Genomic DNA, 17,100 nt, shown 5'->3' on the forward strand with positions numbered 1-17,100 from the left:
CCGTGTTGTGAATCGCCGCGTGTTTCGCTAAGGCATTCGCCTAAGCTGAGCGCACTGCGCTGACTCCTTTTCAACGCCTCAAGTGGCACAAGGAGATCATCATGAACACGATCATCAAGCGCAACAAATTCTCGAGGGCCTTCCTGGTCTTTTCGATCGTCTACACCATCGGATTTATGCTCCTCATCTACGGTGGCGGTATCTTCGAAAGCAAAGCAGCGATTCACATCAGCCTCGTGCTCATGGCCGTCGTTGCTCCTGCAGCAGCCATGGGTTCTGCTCTTCTGCAGAGCCCGCTTCGTCGTCACGCGAAGCAAGTCGCTGTCTGCTGATCACTCGCAACGATTCGAAAGTCCCTCCGGGACTTTCGACCTTCCACGCAAGAAATTTGAGCACGTCTCACCGAGGCCGCAGCCTCCGCTGAGCATGATGTCCACTCCGTTCACGCCTCTTGAGGTACGCGAAGGAGACGATTTTCCTGCGCCTTCTGGGTTCAGGAAAGTCGCTGCCCCGTGCCGCGACTTCCTCTTTTCAACGCCTGCAAGGCAAAAAGAGGAAATCATGAATGCACAAAGTGAACTGCGCAAGAACACGCCGGTGCGTCAGATTATCGGCACGTCACCGCTGCGCTCCGTCATTCATCTCAACGGGTGCAAGCTCACCGAAGTGTGGATTGACGGCTCCTGGGTTTGCGTCCAGGTCGATTAAGTAACCTGAATCGTGCAAACTGAACGAAAGTCCCTCCGGGGACTTTCGACTTTCCACGCAGCGCATTGACGCATGTCATTCCGCCGAGGCCGCAGCCTCCGCCGAGCATGATGCTCACTCCTTTTCCACCGCCTCTATGGGCACATAAAAGGAGCACCATCAATGAGTAACCAACGCTACGTGCAACTCCCGAACGGCAACACCGCACGCGTCAACGGCGACGGTCAGATCGTGGTGACGTTCGAGACGGATCTGAGCAACGTCTTCGAGATGGCGGGCAACGATCTCGAAAGCTGGCTCGCCGAGATGACGACTGGTGAGGTAGACGGGCTGTCGAAGATCACGTTCCGCATCGTCGGCACCTCGGGCCCGCACGGCCTGACGATCGAAGTCGCCGGCACGCTCGCCGACATCGAGGTTGAGGATCTGAAGGAAGACGAGCTCCCGATGCAGGAGTTCGAGGTGCAGGTGACGCGCGTGAGCTACGGCTCGCGGCCGACCCGTCTGTCGGCCCGAACGCTCGACGAAGCCCGGGACATCGCGGACGACGACGCGGGTAACCACACGTACACCGAGCACCACTCGGAATACCTCATCGAAGCTCACCCCGTGCAGTAACGATTCGGGGTTCGTGAACGCATGCCGCAGCGCCTCTGGGCGCTGGCGGCGGCTCCGACAGGCTGCCAGCCTGTCCAGGCCATGCGGCCTATGCGCCATGAACGAAACCGGACGGAAATGGGTGCCCCTGCTCGGGCCTTTCGCTGACAACCACGTGGCCGCGCTGGAGAAGGTGGACGATGTCCGCACGCTCGCCTGCGACCTCGATCCTCGAGGCGTTTCGTGGAGCTACGGCACCGTCCGCATGGATCACCAGGACGATCCCCCGCAGGGCCGGCTCAACAACAACTTCGCGGACGTACACCTGGCCGGACCGGCGCACTAAAGTAACTTTTCGGCTATTCGTGAACGCATGCTGCGGCGCCTTTGGGCGTCCGCGGCGGCCTCGACAGATCCTCAAATCTGTCCGGGCCTCGCGGTCCATCTCCTTTCAACCGCTCGCGACGAGCAAAAAGGAGAAGCCTATGAATCGAAAAGTATCAACAAATCAAAGACCAACAGCCTCAACAACTGTCAGGAAAGCGCACCAGCCCGAAAAGGAAGGTGTTTGGCAACAAACCAAAGACCTCGCAGCCGAAGCATGGCTCGAGTTCTTTAAACACAGTCTCATCATCATCCCTTTGATTCCCTTGGGCTTGTTGATGTGGCTGGTGGAACAGTCTCACGTGAGTGTCGAAACCCAGAGGCTGCTTGATTTTGGTGAGTTTCTCATCACTCTCATCCAGCTGTGGAAATTGGTGGAACATCTCGTTCCAGCGACGACGTTTAAGGGCATTAAAAAGTTCATAAATAGGAAATCAAGATCATGGAAACCCAACTCGAACAGCAGCAATGCCGTAGAGAAGGTGAAATTGAAGTAGTAACAGGATGACCGGCTAGCCCCGGTCATCCTTATTACCCGCCAATCTCGCAGGGAAAACCTCCCCGTCAGGTTTGCGCTATCAAAACGTTCGTGTGTTGCATCCTCCGCCAGGCTCGTGTACTGTTCGTCATGTAAGGCCGCGCTGGCGGCAACTCTAAATGAAAATCGCAGAAGCTGATTCCCCATGCCACCGGCATGAGCGATAGTTCTGCGTCGATCCCTTCGGAGACGCGGCCCCGCGCCGATTTCTGAAACGCCGCTCCGCGGCATGGAGATCGAAAATGGAACCCTCAAGGCTTTTTCTGAGGGGGTTTGCCGGAATCCTCTCCGGCTGTCGAAAATCCCAAGTCACGCTTGATCTCTCTGTCATCCCCGAATGGGCAACGCTTGTTGCGCTTGTGGGGAAGAACGGGCAGGGCAAGACGACGATCCTGGACAACCTGCAACCGTATCGGCTCATGCCGTCGCGGTGTGAAGGCCTCAAGCCTTCCTCGTTTTCCTACTGGGACGAAATCGCGGAACCCCTCGCACAGAAGCAACTGGACTGGTCGCACGATGGCGTCAGCTATCGCTCCGATCTGGTCTTTCGAGTCACCGGCAAGACCCGCAATCAGCAAGCCTTCCTGCACCGTTTGGATGGCGACGACTGGGCGCCGGTAGTCCTGCCGGACGGAACAACGTCTGACGGTAGTGCCGCCACTTACGATCGCTGCATCGAGGCGATCCTGGGCCGCCCGGAAGTGTTCTTCACTACGCAGTTCGCAGCTCACCGCCGCAAGATGCTGGGGGACTACGAGCACGCCGACGTGAAGGCTCTTTTGAGTGCCTGGCTCGGTCACGACGAGTTGCTGCGCGACAGCGCGTCGGCCGCCGAAGTGGCAAGCCTGCTTCGCGAGAAGCTGGCTGAGGTACAGGCCCGCATCCGTGATGGCGCAGAGTTTCGCGCCGCCGCTAGCGCCGCACGCACCGAAGCGCAACAGCTGATCAGCCAGGGGCAGGCGAACGCAGCCACACTCGTCCAGGTCGAACGGGACGTACAGAAGCTGCGCGCCCGGATTGTGCAGCTCGACACGGAGGCCACCGGCTTCCAGCGTGTGGAAGAGCAGCGCAAGCAATGGCACGAACTGATCGAGACCGAGAATCGCCGGACCACCGCGCGCGTATCGGAACTTCGCGATCAGACGGCCAAGCAAGTCTCCGCCCTGAAACAGCGCGACGCCGAAGCGGACAGGTCGATCAAGGCACTTCAGAAAGAGATCACGGAAGCCGAAACCCGGCTGACGACGATCGACTCGAGGATCGCCGAAGAGAAGACGGTTCGAGAAGCGGCCGGCCAGGTCGTCCCGCTGCAGTCCAGGCGAACGGCCCTGACAGGCAGCCTCGACGGCATCCGACGACAGATCGTGACGCTTCGTCCTTATCGGACGAAGACCATGACCCTGACGGCGGATATGGCGCGGGTAGCGACTGAAGGGAAAGCCACTGGCGATCGAGTAACGCAACTGAACACGGTTGCCGCGCTTGCTGATCGGGTGCCGTGCTCAGGCATGGAACTCGCTGCCGGTTGCGAACTCCTGAAGGATGCTCGCGAAGCTCGGGCGAAGTTGACCAAGGTCACGACGGACTTGGCCAATCAGCGCAAGCAGTATTCGACCATTAACAACGAGCTGAAGTCGGCCGGTGTGGAGGTTGCAAAACTCGACGCACTGGAAGCTCAGGATGCTCAGGTCGGGCAGGAACTGGATGCAGTGATCCGCAGTCTGGATCGTCTCGTTCCGCTCGCATCGCAATCGCAACTGATCGACGAAGCCAAGGCGGCTCGCCCCGGCGTCGTGAACCTCCTGACCGCGAAGAAAGCGGACCTTGAGCGACACGAAACCACGCGGAATACCGCCATAGCAGACATCGACGCGGCAGCGACCGCGTGTGCCGCTGCGATCGCCCAGGTCCAGCAGACACATCAGCAAGCGGTTGCCGGGTATCAGGGAAAGCTGCAGGCTCTGCCCGTGGGCGCCGATGCGTCGGTTCGTGAGGGTGTCGCAAAGGCGCTTTCGCAAGCTGAAACACAGGTGCTGGCGATCAAGGGAGAGATTGCTCAGCTACAGGCCAAACAAGCTCAGGTTCACGAGCGTGTCGGCCGGGCAGAAGCCGGGATTGCAGAACTCGGGCCGCTGTCTCACGTAGCTGAAAAGCTTGGCCAGGAAATCGAAGCATGGGAGCTCGCCTCCCAAGCGCTCGGCAGGGACGGTCTGGTGGCGTTCTCGATCGACGATGCCGGTCCCGGTATCGCAGCGATTGCGAATGACCTTCTGGCTGTCTGCTACGGCGGGCGGTTTTCGGTGCGTTTCGAGACGCAACGCGAACTGCGCTCCGGGGGCCTGTGTGAAGGCTTCGAGATCATGGTCCTCGACGTCGAAGACGGGAAGGAAAAGCCGGTTCAGAAGCTGAGCGGCGGACAGTGCGTGTACGTCAACGACTGTCTGATGCGCGCAGTTGCTCTCTACCTCGCTGGCGCCGCCCGGTTCCGCTCCGATACGCTGTTCTCGGACGAAACCGACGGTCTGCTGGATGAGGAGAAGAAGCGGCAGCTCATCCTTCTCAAGCGTCGTGTCCTCGAGCTAGGGAAATACTCGCGAGAGTATTTCGTGACTCAGACGAAAGAAATACAAGGGTTGGCCGACTACGTGATCAACGTAGCCGATCTCTAAGTCATCCCTGGAAAGACCCTTTCGGGTCTTCCCCCTGCCACGCGGTTGGGGAAAGACTCCGGCCTCGCTTCCCGGTTTTCAACGGCCTCTCTGAGGCAAAGGGGAAGCATCATGAACCTGGAACTGATTGGAGAAGTAGCAGCTCCTCCGCCGGTGGCGTTGTCCCCCACCGTCGACCAGCATCCGCTGGGAGGCGAATGGCCCGGATACGCGTCGGAAAAGCAAATCGATCGCCTGATCGACGAAGCGGTCCTCCGTGCTGAGGCTCCACGACTCGTGAAGGCTGCATCGGGTGTATGGGATGTCCTGACGAAGGACTCGCGCCGCCGGGTGTACGACAAGGAAGTGACGACGGATTCTCGACCGGCTCTGGCCCACGAGGAAATGTCGACCGACAACGACGTTGAGCAAGACCAGCCCGCCGGTTCGTTCGAAAAGCTCCTCTGCCGCATCGAGGAGACGGATGCACCGGAACTGGTGATGTGCAAGCTGATGGGCAACTTGATGTGGAACGATCTGCGAGCGATCGTCAAGCGTCGCAACTTCGTCGAGGACGCAGGCCCGGACCTTTTCGGTTTCGAGGATTGCGATCAAGACGAGTTGCGTGTCTATGACGCGATGCAGTGGATCTACGCCTTTCAGGACGCCCGGCCGGACGAAGTGATCGACGGCGTCACGGTGGTTGACGTGATGGTGCCTTTCGACTTCGTCTGCGAGCGGCTCGGATGGGATGCAGAGTGGATCAGGCGAGTTGCTGCTCGCTGCCTCCGTGAGCATTTCACGGGACTGCTCCGCACGATCGAGGCCTTCGGAGACCAAGGCTTCCTGCTCAAATGCGAGCGCAAGCTCGAAGACTATGTCGACGTAACTGGTTGGAGGAATCAATGACGCAAGGCGCGAACAACCGTGTCACGGACCCCATACTGGGGATTCTCAATGTGCTCCCGGTCGGCGTGCTCGTCGTCTTCAAGGTGTTGAAGCTAATGTTCAAGGCCCTTCACGGTGCCCTGCGCTCGCCCGACACCGACAAGGAGATGGAAGCAAAGGAGCCGCAGGCAGACGCAACGGTGCGCAAGGAAGCAGCCCCTTCGAAGCTGAAGGAAGCTGTCGACGAGCCGCCCGCGCGGGTTGTCCGTCGATCGACCTTCGACAAGTCGGCAGCCAACATGGCTGGCGAGGAATCGAAGCCGTCGATCTGGGAGAGGAAGCCGACGATGCGAATCGCCGATCGCCACGCAGTCGTGGAGATCTCGGGCAGGCAGTACCGATTCTCGGTCTACCTCGCGGAGAACGAAATTCAGCGCATCGAGATCGGCCGTGTTCGTAAGCCCCTTGCCGCGTTCACGCGCAGCATGGCGGCAAACGAAAAGGTCGCGTTCACGCTGGAAGAAGCGGTCGAGTACACCCGTCGGGAACTCGCGGCAGCGCGGCGGCGTGGTCCCAGTCGCAAGACTGAGGGCCAGCCCGCTCCACAGCCTGCGCAACCCGATCAGTACACGGCTCCGCAGCAGAGACAGCCTTCGCCGGCACCGGCACCGGCAGCAGGTCCGTTGATGGACGAGGATGTTCCCCACTGGGCGGACATTCCGTGCTTCGACGAGATGGGCGCGCAAGCACTCAGTCGCGGTCCTGCACCGGAACCCGCACGCGGCCCGGAACCTGCACGCGCAGCAGCACCGCGCCCGCAGCAACCGATCCGACGTGATCCGCCGCCTCCTCCTGCAGATGCTCGTCCCTCCGGGGCGAACGGCGTCGAGGAAGGCCCGGTGGATTTCCGAGGGGCTCGTCGTGTCGTCGGCAAGGTGGTTGGTCTCGGCGCCATCGAGGTCAAGAAGCCGAAGAAGGATCCCTTCGAGATCTACGCGATCACGTTGAGGACGTCTGGCGGCGAGGAAGAACAGTTCAGAGGTTATGAGCTGGAACAGCACGTGGACAACCACCGTGTCTCCATCGGCGACACGATCAGCCTGAAGCGTGGTCGCCAGCAGTTCTGGGTGATTCGCAACGGTGTCCGCAATGAGAAGACGCGCAACATCTACGACTTTCAAGTCATGGATCGAGCACGTCGATAGATGTTACGGAAGGCGGTAATGGAGGAGCCGGCGCAGCATCCGCTGCCCGGTTCGTTTAAGGAAGGCTCACGCACCGGTCTCCAGAGAGACCATGGAGAAATGAAAAATGGCATCAGTCAACAAAGTCATTCTCGTCGGCAACCTTGGCGCAGATCCGGAAGTACGTCATCTGCCGAGCGGTGATGCGGTGGCGAACATTCGCCTCGCAACCACCGATCGCTACAAGGACAAGACATCGGGAGAGGTGAAGGAAGCAACCGAATGGCATCGTGTGTCGTTCTTTGGGCGTCTCGCCGAGATCGTGAACGAGTACCTGAAGAAGGGCTCGTCCGTGTACATCGAGGGCAAGATTCGCACGCGCAAGTGGCAAGCTCAGGACGGTACCGACCGATACTCGACGGAGATTGTTGCTGAACAGATGCAGATGCTCGGCGGCCGTCCGAACAACGACGGCGGCAGCGGTGGCGGCCACGACGGCGGCTATGACGACGACGGCGGTCGTGCGGCTCAACCCGCACGTCAGCAGCGGTCGGCAGGCTCGAACGAGTATGCACGTCAATCACGCGGCGGCGGTGCTGGCGGCGCGGGTGCTGCCCAAGGTAATCGCCCGGCAACGGGCGGCGTGCCCGGCGGCTTCGACGAGATGGATGACGACATACCGTTCGTCGAGTCGGCCAGCCAGCTCGACGCACGTCGCGCATTCGGAACCATGTAACAGAGGGTCGTAAACGGCCCAGGATCGCCCCCTTCGGGGGCTTTCCTGATGTGTGCTTCGGCATCCATCAGGAAGGCTCATGGTGAGTCTTCAGCGCCTTTTTATCCGCCAATCGTTGGCAAGAGGCATACACCATGAATGATCCGAGAGAACGCGTCGACGTTAATTCGATCGACTGGAGAAATGTGCTTCCGTACTACGTGCAGGATCCCACGATGCTCAAGGGCGAGTGGGGCCCCTGTCCATTTTGTACGGGCACCGCGACGTTCCGCATCGTCTGGGAGCGTCGCAAGCAAGGCGGTTCGGGTTGGTATTGCGCCAAGTGTGAAACCGGTGGCAACCTCGTGAGCGTCATCCACGAGGTCACCGGCAAGCCCCTGGCCGAGATCTACTACGAACTGAAGCACAAGCGATACAACCAAGGAATGGCGCCATCGACCTTTGTTCCGAAGGTCAAAGTGGTGGCGCGTCCGGCGAAGAGCCCGGAGGAACTTCGCACCATCCTGCGCAACACCTGGGAGCGTAGTCTGGCCATCACGGAAGACTCACCCGTATGGACATACCTGTGTCATCGCGTGCCCGGCCTTCGTCTCGAATGGCTTGGCCCGGATGTTCGTCATCACCCTGGTCTCACGTACAGGACGCACGACGGCAAGGACATGGGCAAGTTCCCGGTGCTGCTGCAGCGGCTCGTCGCCGCCGGCGACAAGACTGCTCGGACGCTTCAGCGAATCTACCTGACGCCGCAAGGCGAAAAGGTGCCGTTCGTTGATGCGAAGGGTAAGCCGGCCGCAAAGAAGCAAATGTCCGCGCCGGATGGTCCTGCAGGTGGTTCGACTCGGCTGAACAATGCCGTGTCGCGAACGCTTGCTCTGACCGAAGGTGCGGAAACGGGCTTCGCAGTCGTTGCGAAATATGAAAACAAAATCGAAGTACGCAGCATGCTCGATTGCGGCAACCTGAGCCGTGCTGACCTCGACTGGAGCAAGTACGACACTATCGTCATCTACGCCGATCGTGACCGCGAGCAGGACAAGCGGGCAGCGAAGGGCGAAGACGGCGAGGATGGCGTCATCAAGATCCGGCCGGGTGAGCACCACGCAGGGCTGCTCGCCGAGAAGTTGCGCGTGATGGGCAAGCGCGTGACGGTGATCGCATCGGTCCAGGAAGGTGTGGACTTCTGCGACATCTGGAAGCTGCAGTACGAACGTCGCGCGAAACGGCTTGCCGAGCGTGCCGCGCGTCAGGAAGAGAAGGAGCGTCTGCGCCAGCAGACGCGGACGTTTCGTCGCGCAGCATGACGACGCAATGTTCTGAGAGCGGCCGCCCTTCGGGGTGGCCGTTTTCGTTTGTGCTTAGCGCGTGCTCGAGACGAGCCGCACGGACGAGGGAAGGGTACTTACCGAGAGGCCCAGTGATTCGAACCAGGCGTTGATCTGGTGACGCGTGACCTGACCGCCGGACCGCGGCGCCGACACGAGGAAGCGATGCGCGAAGTCCCGAGTGACTTCCTCGAAATACTCGCGCGACCAGAACGAAGCCTTCCAGTCCGGCCGCAGGAAGCGCACGACGAGCCTGGCCAGCACGTAAGCGGATTCGGATGCCGAGCCCCACGGCAGGCCATTAGCGGCCCATGCAACGGTATCGCCCGGCAGGTTGGTCCGCCCGACCTCGGCGGCCGCGCCGTCATCCTCCTCATCCCTGATGCCGAAGACGAGCCCCCACGAGTGAAACGGAGGTAGCGGGTCGGCCACATGTCGACCAACGATCGGGGCTGGCGCCGACGCGGATGCGGTGGCGCGCACAGCTTGGAGGCGAGAACCGAGAGTCACTAGAGCACCATGGATTCGAAGATGCCCCAAGGATACCGGTTGCAGCTCGCGGCGCAAGTCGCCCCCAGATGCTCAACTTAATATACGGACAGCCACACATTTCCCACCCGTGCGGCCCTTCGGGCCGAACACCGTCACCAGGCGGGAAGGTCAAGTTCCGTGCCATTCAAGTGCTTGTAAACAAATGACCTTTCCATTACCCTCCGGTCTATGGGTAATGGGAGAGCGAACATGGCTCAGCAAGGGCAGCTATTTGAGGATCTGGAGTCGGGCATCGAACCCGACCTGATCGATCTCGCGCCTTCGCGTGACCAGTGGTTGCGCGTGCCGGCGCTTGCGTTCGAGATGTGGGCGCTGTACGTCGCAACGAGCGACAAGGGGAACGCGTACTCGGACCAGACAATTCGCCAGTTCAGCTCGATGTTCAACAGCTTCATCCGGTACGTAGCTGAGCACCACACGACGGTCCTGTCGGCCGGGCCGGATCTGGTGCACGACTTCCTGATGTCCCTGCAGGGTCGCGATCCGAGCGAACCCGGTGTGGCGGCCGGCGCACACAAGGCGAAGAGCCGGCCGGCACATCGCTCGACCCTCAAGCGCCACTCCGATCTCATCGACGACGTGATGAAGCACCTCGTCGCCCGCGGTTACCGCAAGACCAACCCAGTGTTCAAGGCGACGCGTATGCTGCGCGCCCGACAGAGCGGCCCGAGGATCGTGTGCATGCCCACCGAGATCGACGCGCGTCTGCAGGCCTACCTCCTCGAGGAGATGGATGTGTCGAGCTGGGCGGCCCGCCGCACGCGCGCGCTACTGCTGCTGCTCGCTGGCGGCGGCGTCACGGCGTCGCAAGCCGGCGAGGCTCGCCTCGATCAGTTCGTCTTCAACGACGTTGTGCCGTCCTTCGACTGCACGCCAGAGAATGACCAGGACGGCTATCGCGCAGCGCTGGCGCCGTTCTGCGTCGAACCGCTGCGGGAATGGGTCAAGGAACGGGAGAGGGGTGTCGGCCCCAAAAACGCCGAACTGGACGTGGTCTTCCCGGGCAAGAACGGCCAGGCGCTCTCAGGCGTGAGCGTGTACAAGTCCGTGCGCGATGTGCTGCGCGAGATCGGCTTCCACGGCGATGACATGGGCCCGCGCGTGCTGCGCACGACGTATGCGCGTCGACACCTGTTGGCCGGTGCAACGGTGGAAAAGGTGGCGGGGCTTCTGGGGATTCAGAACACCCGCATGGTCGAGCGCCTAGTGCGCATGACCCCGACGCATACGGGCTACGTTCCGATCTGACGAGACGGGACTCAACGGCCCCGTGGTTCAATTTCGAGCGAAGTCCTCGTGCTCGTTCTCGTGGTGCGCCGGCTCTCACGAGGAAGGGGAATTTTCGCGATGCTCCGTCCGATCGCGATGGTCGGGCGAGGCATTCGAATATGCGAATTCTTCGGCTTCTTGCCCTTGGTCGTCGGAAAGCCCCGTAGGCTCACGTCGGCGCGACGACCTCTTGTCCTTCTTCTTCGGCTGGCCGTCGCCCTTCTTTTTGCGGCCGATGAAGGACCACGCGATGGCCAGAATCGCGATGACGCCGACCGCTGCAGCCGCGACAATGTTGTTCTCCTGGATGGTCAACATGACGCGGTCGTACAGGCTCATCTGCGGCCGTTGCGGGTGGGGCACGAACGGCGGCGCCGGTGGCGCCGTCAGGCTCGCCGGCAGCGGCAGCTGGGCCCGCTGAGGTGGTTGAATCGGCTGTTCCTGCAGGTGAGGCGCTTCTTCCTGCGGGCGCGGCGGCTCGTCATGCGGCCGAATTCGCTCTTGCAGGGCGTTGACCTCGGTGGAATCCGCGAAGGGCAACTGCGGGTTCAGGCTCATGGCCGCCTTGAACTCCTGACGAGCTTCGCCTTCGCGCCCGGGCACGCGAGACAGCACCTGCGCCATCATGTAGTGAACCCGGGGACTCGCAGAATGATTCGGAGCCACTTCCTTGATCATCTGCTCGGCTTGGGCATACTGGCCGGCCTGAATTGCTGCGTTCACGTCCGACACCGTGGGTTCAGCGTGCGCAAGCGCACACGATCCGAGAAGGGCTATCGAAAGAACGGAACCGCGAATCGGTCGAAGCATGGACTGATTCCTTGTGAAGACGTGTATTTGTGGTCACGCGAAGGTGCATTTCTATTGTCCGTCGCGGACTTTCGGATCACAGATTGAAAATATGGCCGGGAAACCTCGTTTTTCGGCCTGTAACGCGATGCGCGCCTCGGTGGGGACGCAAATCCGCGGTCAGGAATGGCCCCATCGTGCGCCGCGGTCTAACGCCAAAACCAAAAACCCCACTCCTGCACATCGAGCGTGCCTTGCGACAGAGGAAGTTCCTTTTTGTCCATACAGCACCGTCGCCATTAAGAGAAGTAGCGGGTTGGCAAGACCGTCATGAAGATGTCGATGCCAGCCTGCCCGAGCACCCGGGCAAGTGCATTGGTGTTGGCCCAGCCATGCGTGTCGCGCGACCGAAACACGGTCTGCGGCAGGCCATAGGCGTCGGCCGCATGCTCAGCCGTCCCAATCGCCTCATGCAGCTTGACGAATTCCATTGCGCGCCCCGTTCGAGAGATAGAGCTTTTAGATTATCGCCAGCTCGTCGAAGTCAAGTCGCGAGCATCAGATCACAACGTCCGTTCGAGGGCGAGGTCAAGTTGTACCTCTGCAGCCGGCGGCATCGTCTGAGCCGTTGCGTTGGAATCTCGCGCATCACGCGCCCGAATGAGCCCGTCGTATCGTTCACGTACCGCTGCACCAGTGATGCACTTGACCTCGATATCCAGTGCGCCGGCGACGTCGCGGCGAACCGACGCTAGAAGCTCCGCCTCCTGGGCTTAGGGCACGGAAGTTGGCCACCCGGGGACATACAGCAAGTGCTGAGGGATTCGGGCCTCCACAGCCTTCCGTTGGTCTGCCGCTTGTTTCGCAGCACGCACGCGGGCGAGCGCGTCCTGCGTCAGCAGATGTGGCGCCACGTCTGCAAGCCACTTGTCGCCCTGGAAAGCGAAGGTCGAAGTGCATTCCAGTTCGACCATCGCGCGGTATAGCGCTGCGTTATCCGGGCAGGATGCGGCTGCCTGCAGGTCGCGTTCCGAGCTCATGATGCAATAGGCGCACGACACCCTGGACGTGCCGTACTTCGTGTAGGCTTCGTGCAGTTCGAGCGCGCTGTCGCGGATTGCGCCGAGCACCGCCGGCTTGGTCGCGTCGATGATCGCGTTCCAGCTAACACCGGCCAGATTGCGACGTTCCAACTTTTGCATGGGAGCCCAGACAGGCATCTTGCTTCGCGCGGCGCTCTCTTCCCGACGCACGCCCGTGACGTTCACGATCGGAATCGAAGGGAAGCGTTTCTTCAGCGCGGACGTGATCACAGAGGTCTTGAGCTCGGATGTGCAAAAGCGCATTGAGGGCGTGCTCCACGGCAAAATAAGCTTTACACACGACAGATCGCGATAGCGCGCGAGATTCGCTTCCCGCCGGCCCTGCCAACGAGACAGCATGTCTCCAGCTTGGCGCCGCACCACGACCAACTCGTAGCCCAGATGGTCAGCCAATTTCTCGCATACCGGCAGGCTGTCGGCCCACTCGACACGGCCAAGATCAGAATGGACGAGGATCCGAGGCCCCGTGTGACCAATCCTGTCGAGATATGCGTCGACGGCCAGAGCGCATGCTTGACTATCTTTTCCACCCGACACACCGATCGCGCACGCAGCACCTTCCAGCAGCAGGCGCTCGACTTCTCGGGAAACAGTGACTGGAAGCGTAGAAGGAACTTTCACGCCGTCACCTCCATCGCTACGCTCTTCACGGTCTGGGAATGCGCATCGATCGGCCGGCGGACTCGCATCAGCACCACGGATACGCTCGTCGTCGTGAACTCGTTCTCGTAGATGCGAGAGAACTCAGCCTCGACGTTCGGGATGATCTGCTTGTTCCTATACGATCCCGGCATCACCGCGACGAGGCGACCTCCCTGAGCGAGCAGCGAGTAGGCATACTCGATGTGCAGTGCGGCGCGGCCATCGGCAAACGGCGGGTTCATCACGATCACATTGAATTTTCGGCCGTGCTCTGCCGCATCTTCGGCCCAGGCGATGAAGTCGGCCTGTTCGGTCCTGAAGCCCTTGGCCTTCAGGATCTGGCAGTGCAGGGCAGAGAGCTCGATGCACTGGAGGCTGTCGGCCGGCAGATGCTTGGCGATTGCACCCTGGCCCGCGCTCGGCTCAAGCACCTCGTCCTCGTCGCCGATTTCGGCCCACTCCGCGGCATCATAGGCGAGCCTCTCTGACGTCTGGTGGAACTGGAAAGACACGCTGTCCGGTAGCACGCCGGTAGCGACGATCTCGCGCAGAATCTGGTGGACCGGATAGTCGAAGTTCATCTGATGGGTCGGTCGGCTGTCCCGCACACCGCCGATCGACTCGAGCACGCGTTTGGCCTCCTCGAGGTGCGGGCTGGCAGCGGCTTCGCTGTTGAACCACACGTGCTGCGCGTCCGGCCGGACGTGGTAAAGGCACTGGGAAATGATCTCGAGCACCGGAAACGGCAGCGGCCGCAGCAGCTGCTCGAACTCCTTGGGCTTCTTCTTCGGCTTCTTGCGGAACTCGGACGGGATCGCACTCGGGTGCATGTGCGCCAGTACGCAATTGAGGCGCCACGCCATGTCGGGGTGGACCTCGAGGTGTGCGTTCCCGTTCTTATACATGCGCACGCGCAGTGCGCCGCCGTCCGTCGACACCCATTGCCCGGGCGTGCGCCGTGTCTGCTCAAGGAAATCTATCGTGAGACGTCGATGCGGCTCGCCGCGGCCCATGAAGCGCGAGATCACGCAGCGAAGATCGTGGATGAGACCGCCGCGGGTTGTGCAGGTGTGGCCCCACGAGTTCAGGACGTACGAGATGATCATCCTGATCGAGAAGCCCTCAGGGCGGTTCGTGACGTGGTGGCCGGACAGGCCGCGGAACACGCCGTCGACCTTCTCCGCGAGAAACTGCGCACGCATGTTCAGGAGGTTCAGGATCGTTGGCCGCACTGCGTCCTCCGTGAAGTCCGGCATGTTGCCCTCACGAATGTCCTTATCCCACTCGTCGCGACGCTTCTGGGGCATGAGCTCATAGGCGTCGGTGAGGTTCAGTGCGCGGCGCCAGTAGCTCGCGTTGAGCGCCTTGATTGCTCCGTCGACCTGAAACAGCTTGTCGACGTACAGACTGCGATGCATACGCTCGTCGCCGGCATTCCCTTCGATGAAGTAGGCCATCGCCGTGCTGAACGCATGCCCGGTCGCGACGTCGGCTAACTCGATGATCTTCGCGCGCGTGGCGTTGTATTCCCCTATCAGGGTATTGAAGACGTCGGACGAGACCGGGGCGAAGAACTCGGACGGGGTATCGATTTCGACTTCGAATTGCATGGCTGACCTCGAATGGTGTTTCAGACCAGCCTACGCGGCAGATTCGAGAGTCAAGTCACCCCGAACAGGACACCGGACGCGCAGCAGTTCCGGCAACGTCGTGGGCCCAGTCGTCCGTTGCGGCCCGCGACAGGCTATACAGCACGCGAGAAGGCCAACGAGAGAAATGCAACACCGTGCACACAGAACCGATATTCGGTTTATTGCGCGAGGTAGACCCACCGCTGAAACTCGTGCGACCAGAGCAGATGGCGACCGCCGGTGGGACTCGGTTGCACTTGGCTGACCCCCGGGGCGGGGCGTTGTATCCGCGCGCCGACACAGCAGGAACTGCCGGGGCTTGGCTCACCACGCCGACATACTGGGTCGACCAAGCCAGGGCAGCGGCCATCGAAACTGGAGCCCCGGAAGTGTCATCGGCATCTTCCGCTTCAGCTTGAGGCGGATTTCCGTGCGGGAGCTTCGCGGCCCAAGCGTTGAACTGCAGGATCGCTTGCTGCAACGCTTGCATGTCGGCCGCGCACTGCTGCGGCGATTCCTGTTTCTCCTCGATCTGCAACTCCGACTGCGGATTCGGCACGACCTGAACCACGGCCTGAGACGGCGGAGCGGGCCGCACATTGCCGGCCGCCTGCGGAGCAGCCTGTTGGACAGCACCGTTGAGACAGCTCCTTGTCGCCGGCATCGCTGTAGGTCTCTTTCAGGTCGACGAACTGCGTTGCCTTGGGCTGATGAACGGGCAGAGCGCTCGCACCGGCAGCTGCAGCCGCCGAAGCTTGCGCCTTTGTCTGATCGCGCGCGATCTTCGTCATCGCGGTCCGATATCTGGCTATCGACTCGGTGACAACTGAAAGGCTGGGACCGGCCACAACCTGCCGCTCATCAAACTCACAAAGCAGCCACTCGGATGGCCGGTTCACTTTGGAAACCTGCCCGATCTCTTTTTCGCGCTTTGCCAAGATACGGTTGCCGAAATGACGATAGGAAATCAGCACGCTTCCTCTTTTATGAACGTAGCGATTTGATATGTGTTTAATACAAACATTCGAATCCTCTGAGTATACAGTTCTAAACATATTTTTGACAAAATGGATTCCATGTGCCTATAACGAGAGGGTGTCGAACGCGGTGAACCAAATTACGAAGTGTCATTAAGTGATCGGAAGTTGAAGTTCGTGCGAATTTCCAACGGAGATTGGCTGTGAACCTACTCAATCTGCCATCCGATGCATTTGATATTGAACTGGAAATTCCTGGCCTCAGGTTCCAACCGAATCTCGCCAATCAGATCCCATCCCATGACTCATGGTTTTCGCTAAAAGTTCTATCAAGTCCAGGGCCACTGGTTTCTGACTTCGTTACACACGGGCCTGAGTTTGAATACTCGACTTATGGTATTCACGTCGGACAAGACGACCGTCTTACCTTCTTCGGAAGCCCAAGAAGGCAAATCGTCGGCCACTTTGTCGATTGCCGCGATGGTAGCGCGACATTGCACGACGCTGTCTCATGTTCTTTTGAACCGAGTCCGCATCGACGGTTGATAATACCGCGAGGTGTTGCACATACGTTTGATAACCTCGCTGGGATCGTGACGCGCGACGAGCCCGTATGGTATTCCGCCGAACAAAATCCGCATTGGAATGTCAACAATGACCTGATTTCCATCCTACGAAATAAGTCCGACTTCCCTGTTGTGCAAACAAATCCACATCGACTTTCTGATGAGCTTCACGTTTACATGACCCGTTTATCGCAAGCCGTTCTCGATAAACCAAAGCCATACTCTACGCGTTTCAATTTGCTTATTGATGGTCGAGAGCAATACGTAATGTTTCAGGAGAACGCGTGGGAAAGTGAGGGACGCGCGCTGCAACCACTACTTGATGCGGTAAATGGGCCGGGGATTGAGGCACATCCTGCTAGGTATGCAATAACTGGGAAGGCTTCGTGGACATTGGTTCCGAACACGGGATCCGGCGTAGCGGATGTCCTTTATCTTGACGCAGCAGAAAATAAATCGTCCGAATTGTACATAAGTGTTCACGAGAAATTGACTTGAAATTGAGTGCCGTATCCGTCGAGCAGTTTCGCCAGTTCGGCATCGATGGTTTCCTTCGTCCAGGTGAT

Annotated in this window: 18 protein-coding genes; 12 read left to right on the plus strand and 6 right to left on the minus strand. The window is 60.2% G+C overall.

Annotated features, from left to right (window positions below; translation table 11 throughout):
* Positions 1–101: 101 nt before the first annotated feature.
* The 10 genes from P3T23_RS39405 to P3T23_RS39450 all read left to right on the plus strand — a co-directional run bounded on the left by P3T23_RS39405 (position 102) and on the right by P3T23_RS39450 (position 8,984).
* Positions 102–332 (plus strand): hypothetical protein, encoded by a 231-nt coding sequence (locus P3T23_RS39405; RefSeq protein ID WP_429321461.1) that lies wholly within the window; start codon positions 102–104, stop codon positions 330–332.
* 97 nt (positions 333–429) lie between these two features.
* Positions 430–708, plus strand: coding sequence for a hypothetical protein (locus tag P3T23_RS39410; protein WP_429321462.1), 279 nt, complete (start codon positions 430–432; stop codon positions 706–708).
* A 162-nt stretch (positions 709–870) separates the two neighbouring features.
* Positions 871–1,326: a hypothetical protein gene (locus P3T23_RS39415; RefSeq protein ID WP_429321463.1), complete on the plus strand. Its 456-nt coding sequence runs from the start codon at positions 871–873 to the stop codon at positions 1,324–1,326.
* 97 nt (positions 1,327–1,423) lie between these two features.
* Entirely contained in the window at positions 1,424–1,651 is a 228-nt protein-coding gene (locus P3T23_RS39420; RefSeq protein ID WP_429321464.1) for a hypothetical protein, read from the plus strand.
* A gap of 139 nt (positions 1,652–1,790) precedes the next feature.
* A complete protein-coding gene (locus P3T23_RS39425) occupies positions 1,791–2,186 on the plus strand; it encodes a hypothetical protein (protein ID WP_429321465.1) in 396 nt (131 codons plus the stop codon).
* A 283-nt stretch (positions 2,187–2,469) separates the two neighbouring features.
* Positions 2,470–4,896: a hypothetical protein gene (locus P3T23_RS39430; protein WP_429321466.1), complete on the plus strand. Its 2,427-nt coding sequence runs from the start codon at positions 2,470–2,472 to the stop codon at positions 4,894–4,896.
* A 111-nt stretch (positions 4,897–5,007) separates the two neighbouring features.
* Entirely contained in the window at positions 5,008–5,784 is a 777-nt protein-coding gene (locus P3T23_RS39435) for a hypothetical protein (RefSeq protein ID WP_429321467.1), read from the plus strand.
* Positions 5,781–6,968 (plus strand): hypothetical protein, encoded by a 1,188-nt coding sequence (locus P3T23_RS39440; RefSeq protein WP_429321468.1) that lies wholly within the window; start codon positions 5,781–5,783, stop codon positions 6,966–6,968. The genes P3T23_RS39435 and P3T23_RS39440 overlap by 4 nt, the downstream gene beginning before the upstream one ends.
* 106 nt (positions 6,969–7,074) lie before the next feature.
* Complete coding sequence (locus P3T23_RS39445; RefSeq protein WP_429321469.1) at positions 7,075–7,683, plus strand: single-stranded DNA-binding protein; 609 nt, start codon at positions 7,075–7,077, stop codon at positions 7,681–7,683.
* A gap of 134 nt (positions 7,684–7,817) precedes the next feature.
* Positions 7,818–8,984 (plus strand): DUF7146 domain-containing protein, encoded by a 1,167-nt coding sequence (locus tag P3T23_RS39450; RefSeq protein WP_429321470.1) that lies wholly within the window; start codon positions 7,818–7,820, stop codon positions 8,982–8,984.
* Positions 8,985–9,038: 54 nt separating this feature from the next.
* Here P3T23_RS39450 and P3T23_RS39455 read toward each other — a convergent pair whose 3' ends face one another.
* Positions 9,039–9,437, minus strand: a complete 399-nt coding sequence (locus P3T23_RS39455; protein WP_429321471.1) for a hypothetical protein — start codon at positions 9,435–9,437, stop codon at positions 9,039–9,041.
* Between the two features lie 309 nt (positions 9,438–9,746).
* Between P3T23_RS39455 and P3T23_RS39460 the strand changes: the two genes are divergently transcribed.
* Positions 9,747–10,805 carry a tyrosine-type recombinase/integrase gene (locus P3T23_RS39460; protein ID WP_429321472.1) on the plus strand — a complete coding sequence of 353 codons (1,059 nt, stop codon included), beginning with the start codon at positions 9,747–9,749 and terminating at the stop codon, positions 10,803–10,805.
* A 75-nt stretch (positions 10,806–10,880) separates the two neighbouring features.
* On the opposite strand, the gene P3T23_RS39465 is transcribed toward P3T23_RS39460, so the two are convergent.
* The 5 genes from P3T23_RS39465 to P3T23_RS39485 all read right to left on the minus strand — a co-directional run bounded on the left by P3T23_RS39465 (position 10,881) and on the right by P3T23_RS39485 (position 15,965).
* Positions 10,881–11,549: a tetratricopeptide repeat protein gene (locus P3T23_RS39465; RefSeq protein ID WP_429321473.1), complete on the minus strand. Its 669-nt coding sequence runs from the start codon at positions 11,547–11,549 to the stop codon at positions 10,881–10,883.
* A 365-nt stretch (positions 11,550–11,914) separates the two neighbouring features.
* Positions 11,915–12,106, minus strand: coding sequence for a hypothetical protein (locus P3T23_RS39470; RefSeq protein WP_429321474.1), 192 nt, complete (start codon positions 12,104–12,106; stop codon positions 11,915–11,917).
* A 282-nt stretch (positions 12,107–12,388) separates the two neighbouring features.
* A complete protein-coding gene (locus P3T23_RS39475; protein ID WP_429321475.1) occupies positions 12,389–13,339 on the minus strand; it encodes a hypothetical protein in 951 nt (316 codons plus the stop codon).
* Positions 13,336–14,970, minus strand: a complete 1,635-nt coding sequence (locus P3T23_RS39480) for a DUF4942 domain-containing protein (protein WP_429321476.1) — start codon at positions 14,968–14,970, stop codon at positions 13,336–13,338. The genes P3T23_RS39475 and P3T23_RS39480 overlap by 4 nt, the downstream gene beginning before the upstream one ends.
* A gap of 431 nt (positions 14,971–15,401) precedes the next feature.
* Positions 15,402–15,965 carry a hypothetical protein gene (locus tag P3T23_RS39485; protein ID WP_429321477.1) on the minus strand — a complete coding sequence of 188 codons (564 nt, stop codon included), beginning with the start codon at positions 15,963–15,965 and terminating at the stop codon, positions 15,402–15,404.
* 206 nt (positions 15,966–16,171) lie between these two features.
* Between P3T23_RS39485 and P3T23_RS39490 the strand changes: the two genes are divergently transcribed.
* Positions 16,172–17,032, plus strand: coding sequence for a hypothetical protein (locus tag P3T23_RS39490; RefSeq protein WP_429321478.1), 861 nt, complete (start codon positions 16,172–16,174; stop codon positions 17,030–17,032).
* Positions 17,033–17,100 lie beyond the last annotated feature (68 nt).

Source organism: Paraburkholderia sp. GAS448 (assembly GCF_050435685.1).
Classification (GTDB): Bacteria; Pseudomonadota; Gammaproteobacteria; order Burkholderiales; family Burkholderiaceae; genus Paraburkholderia.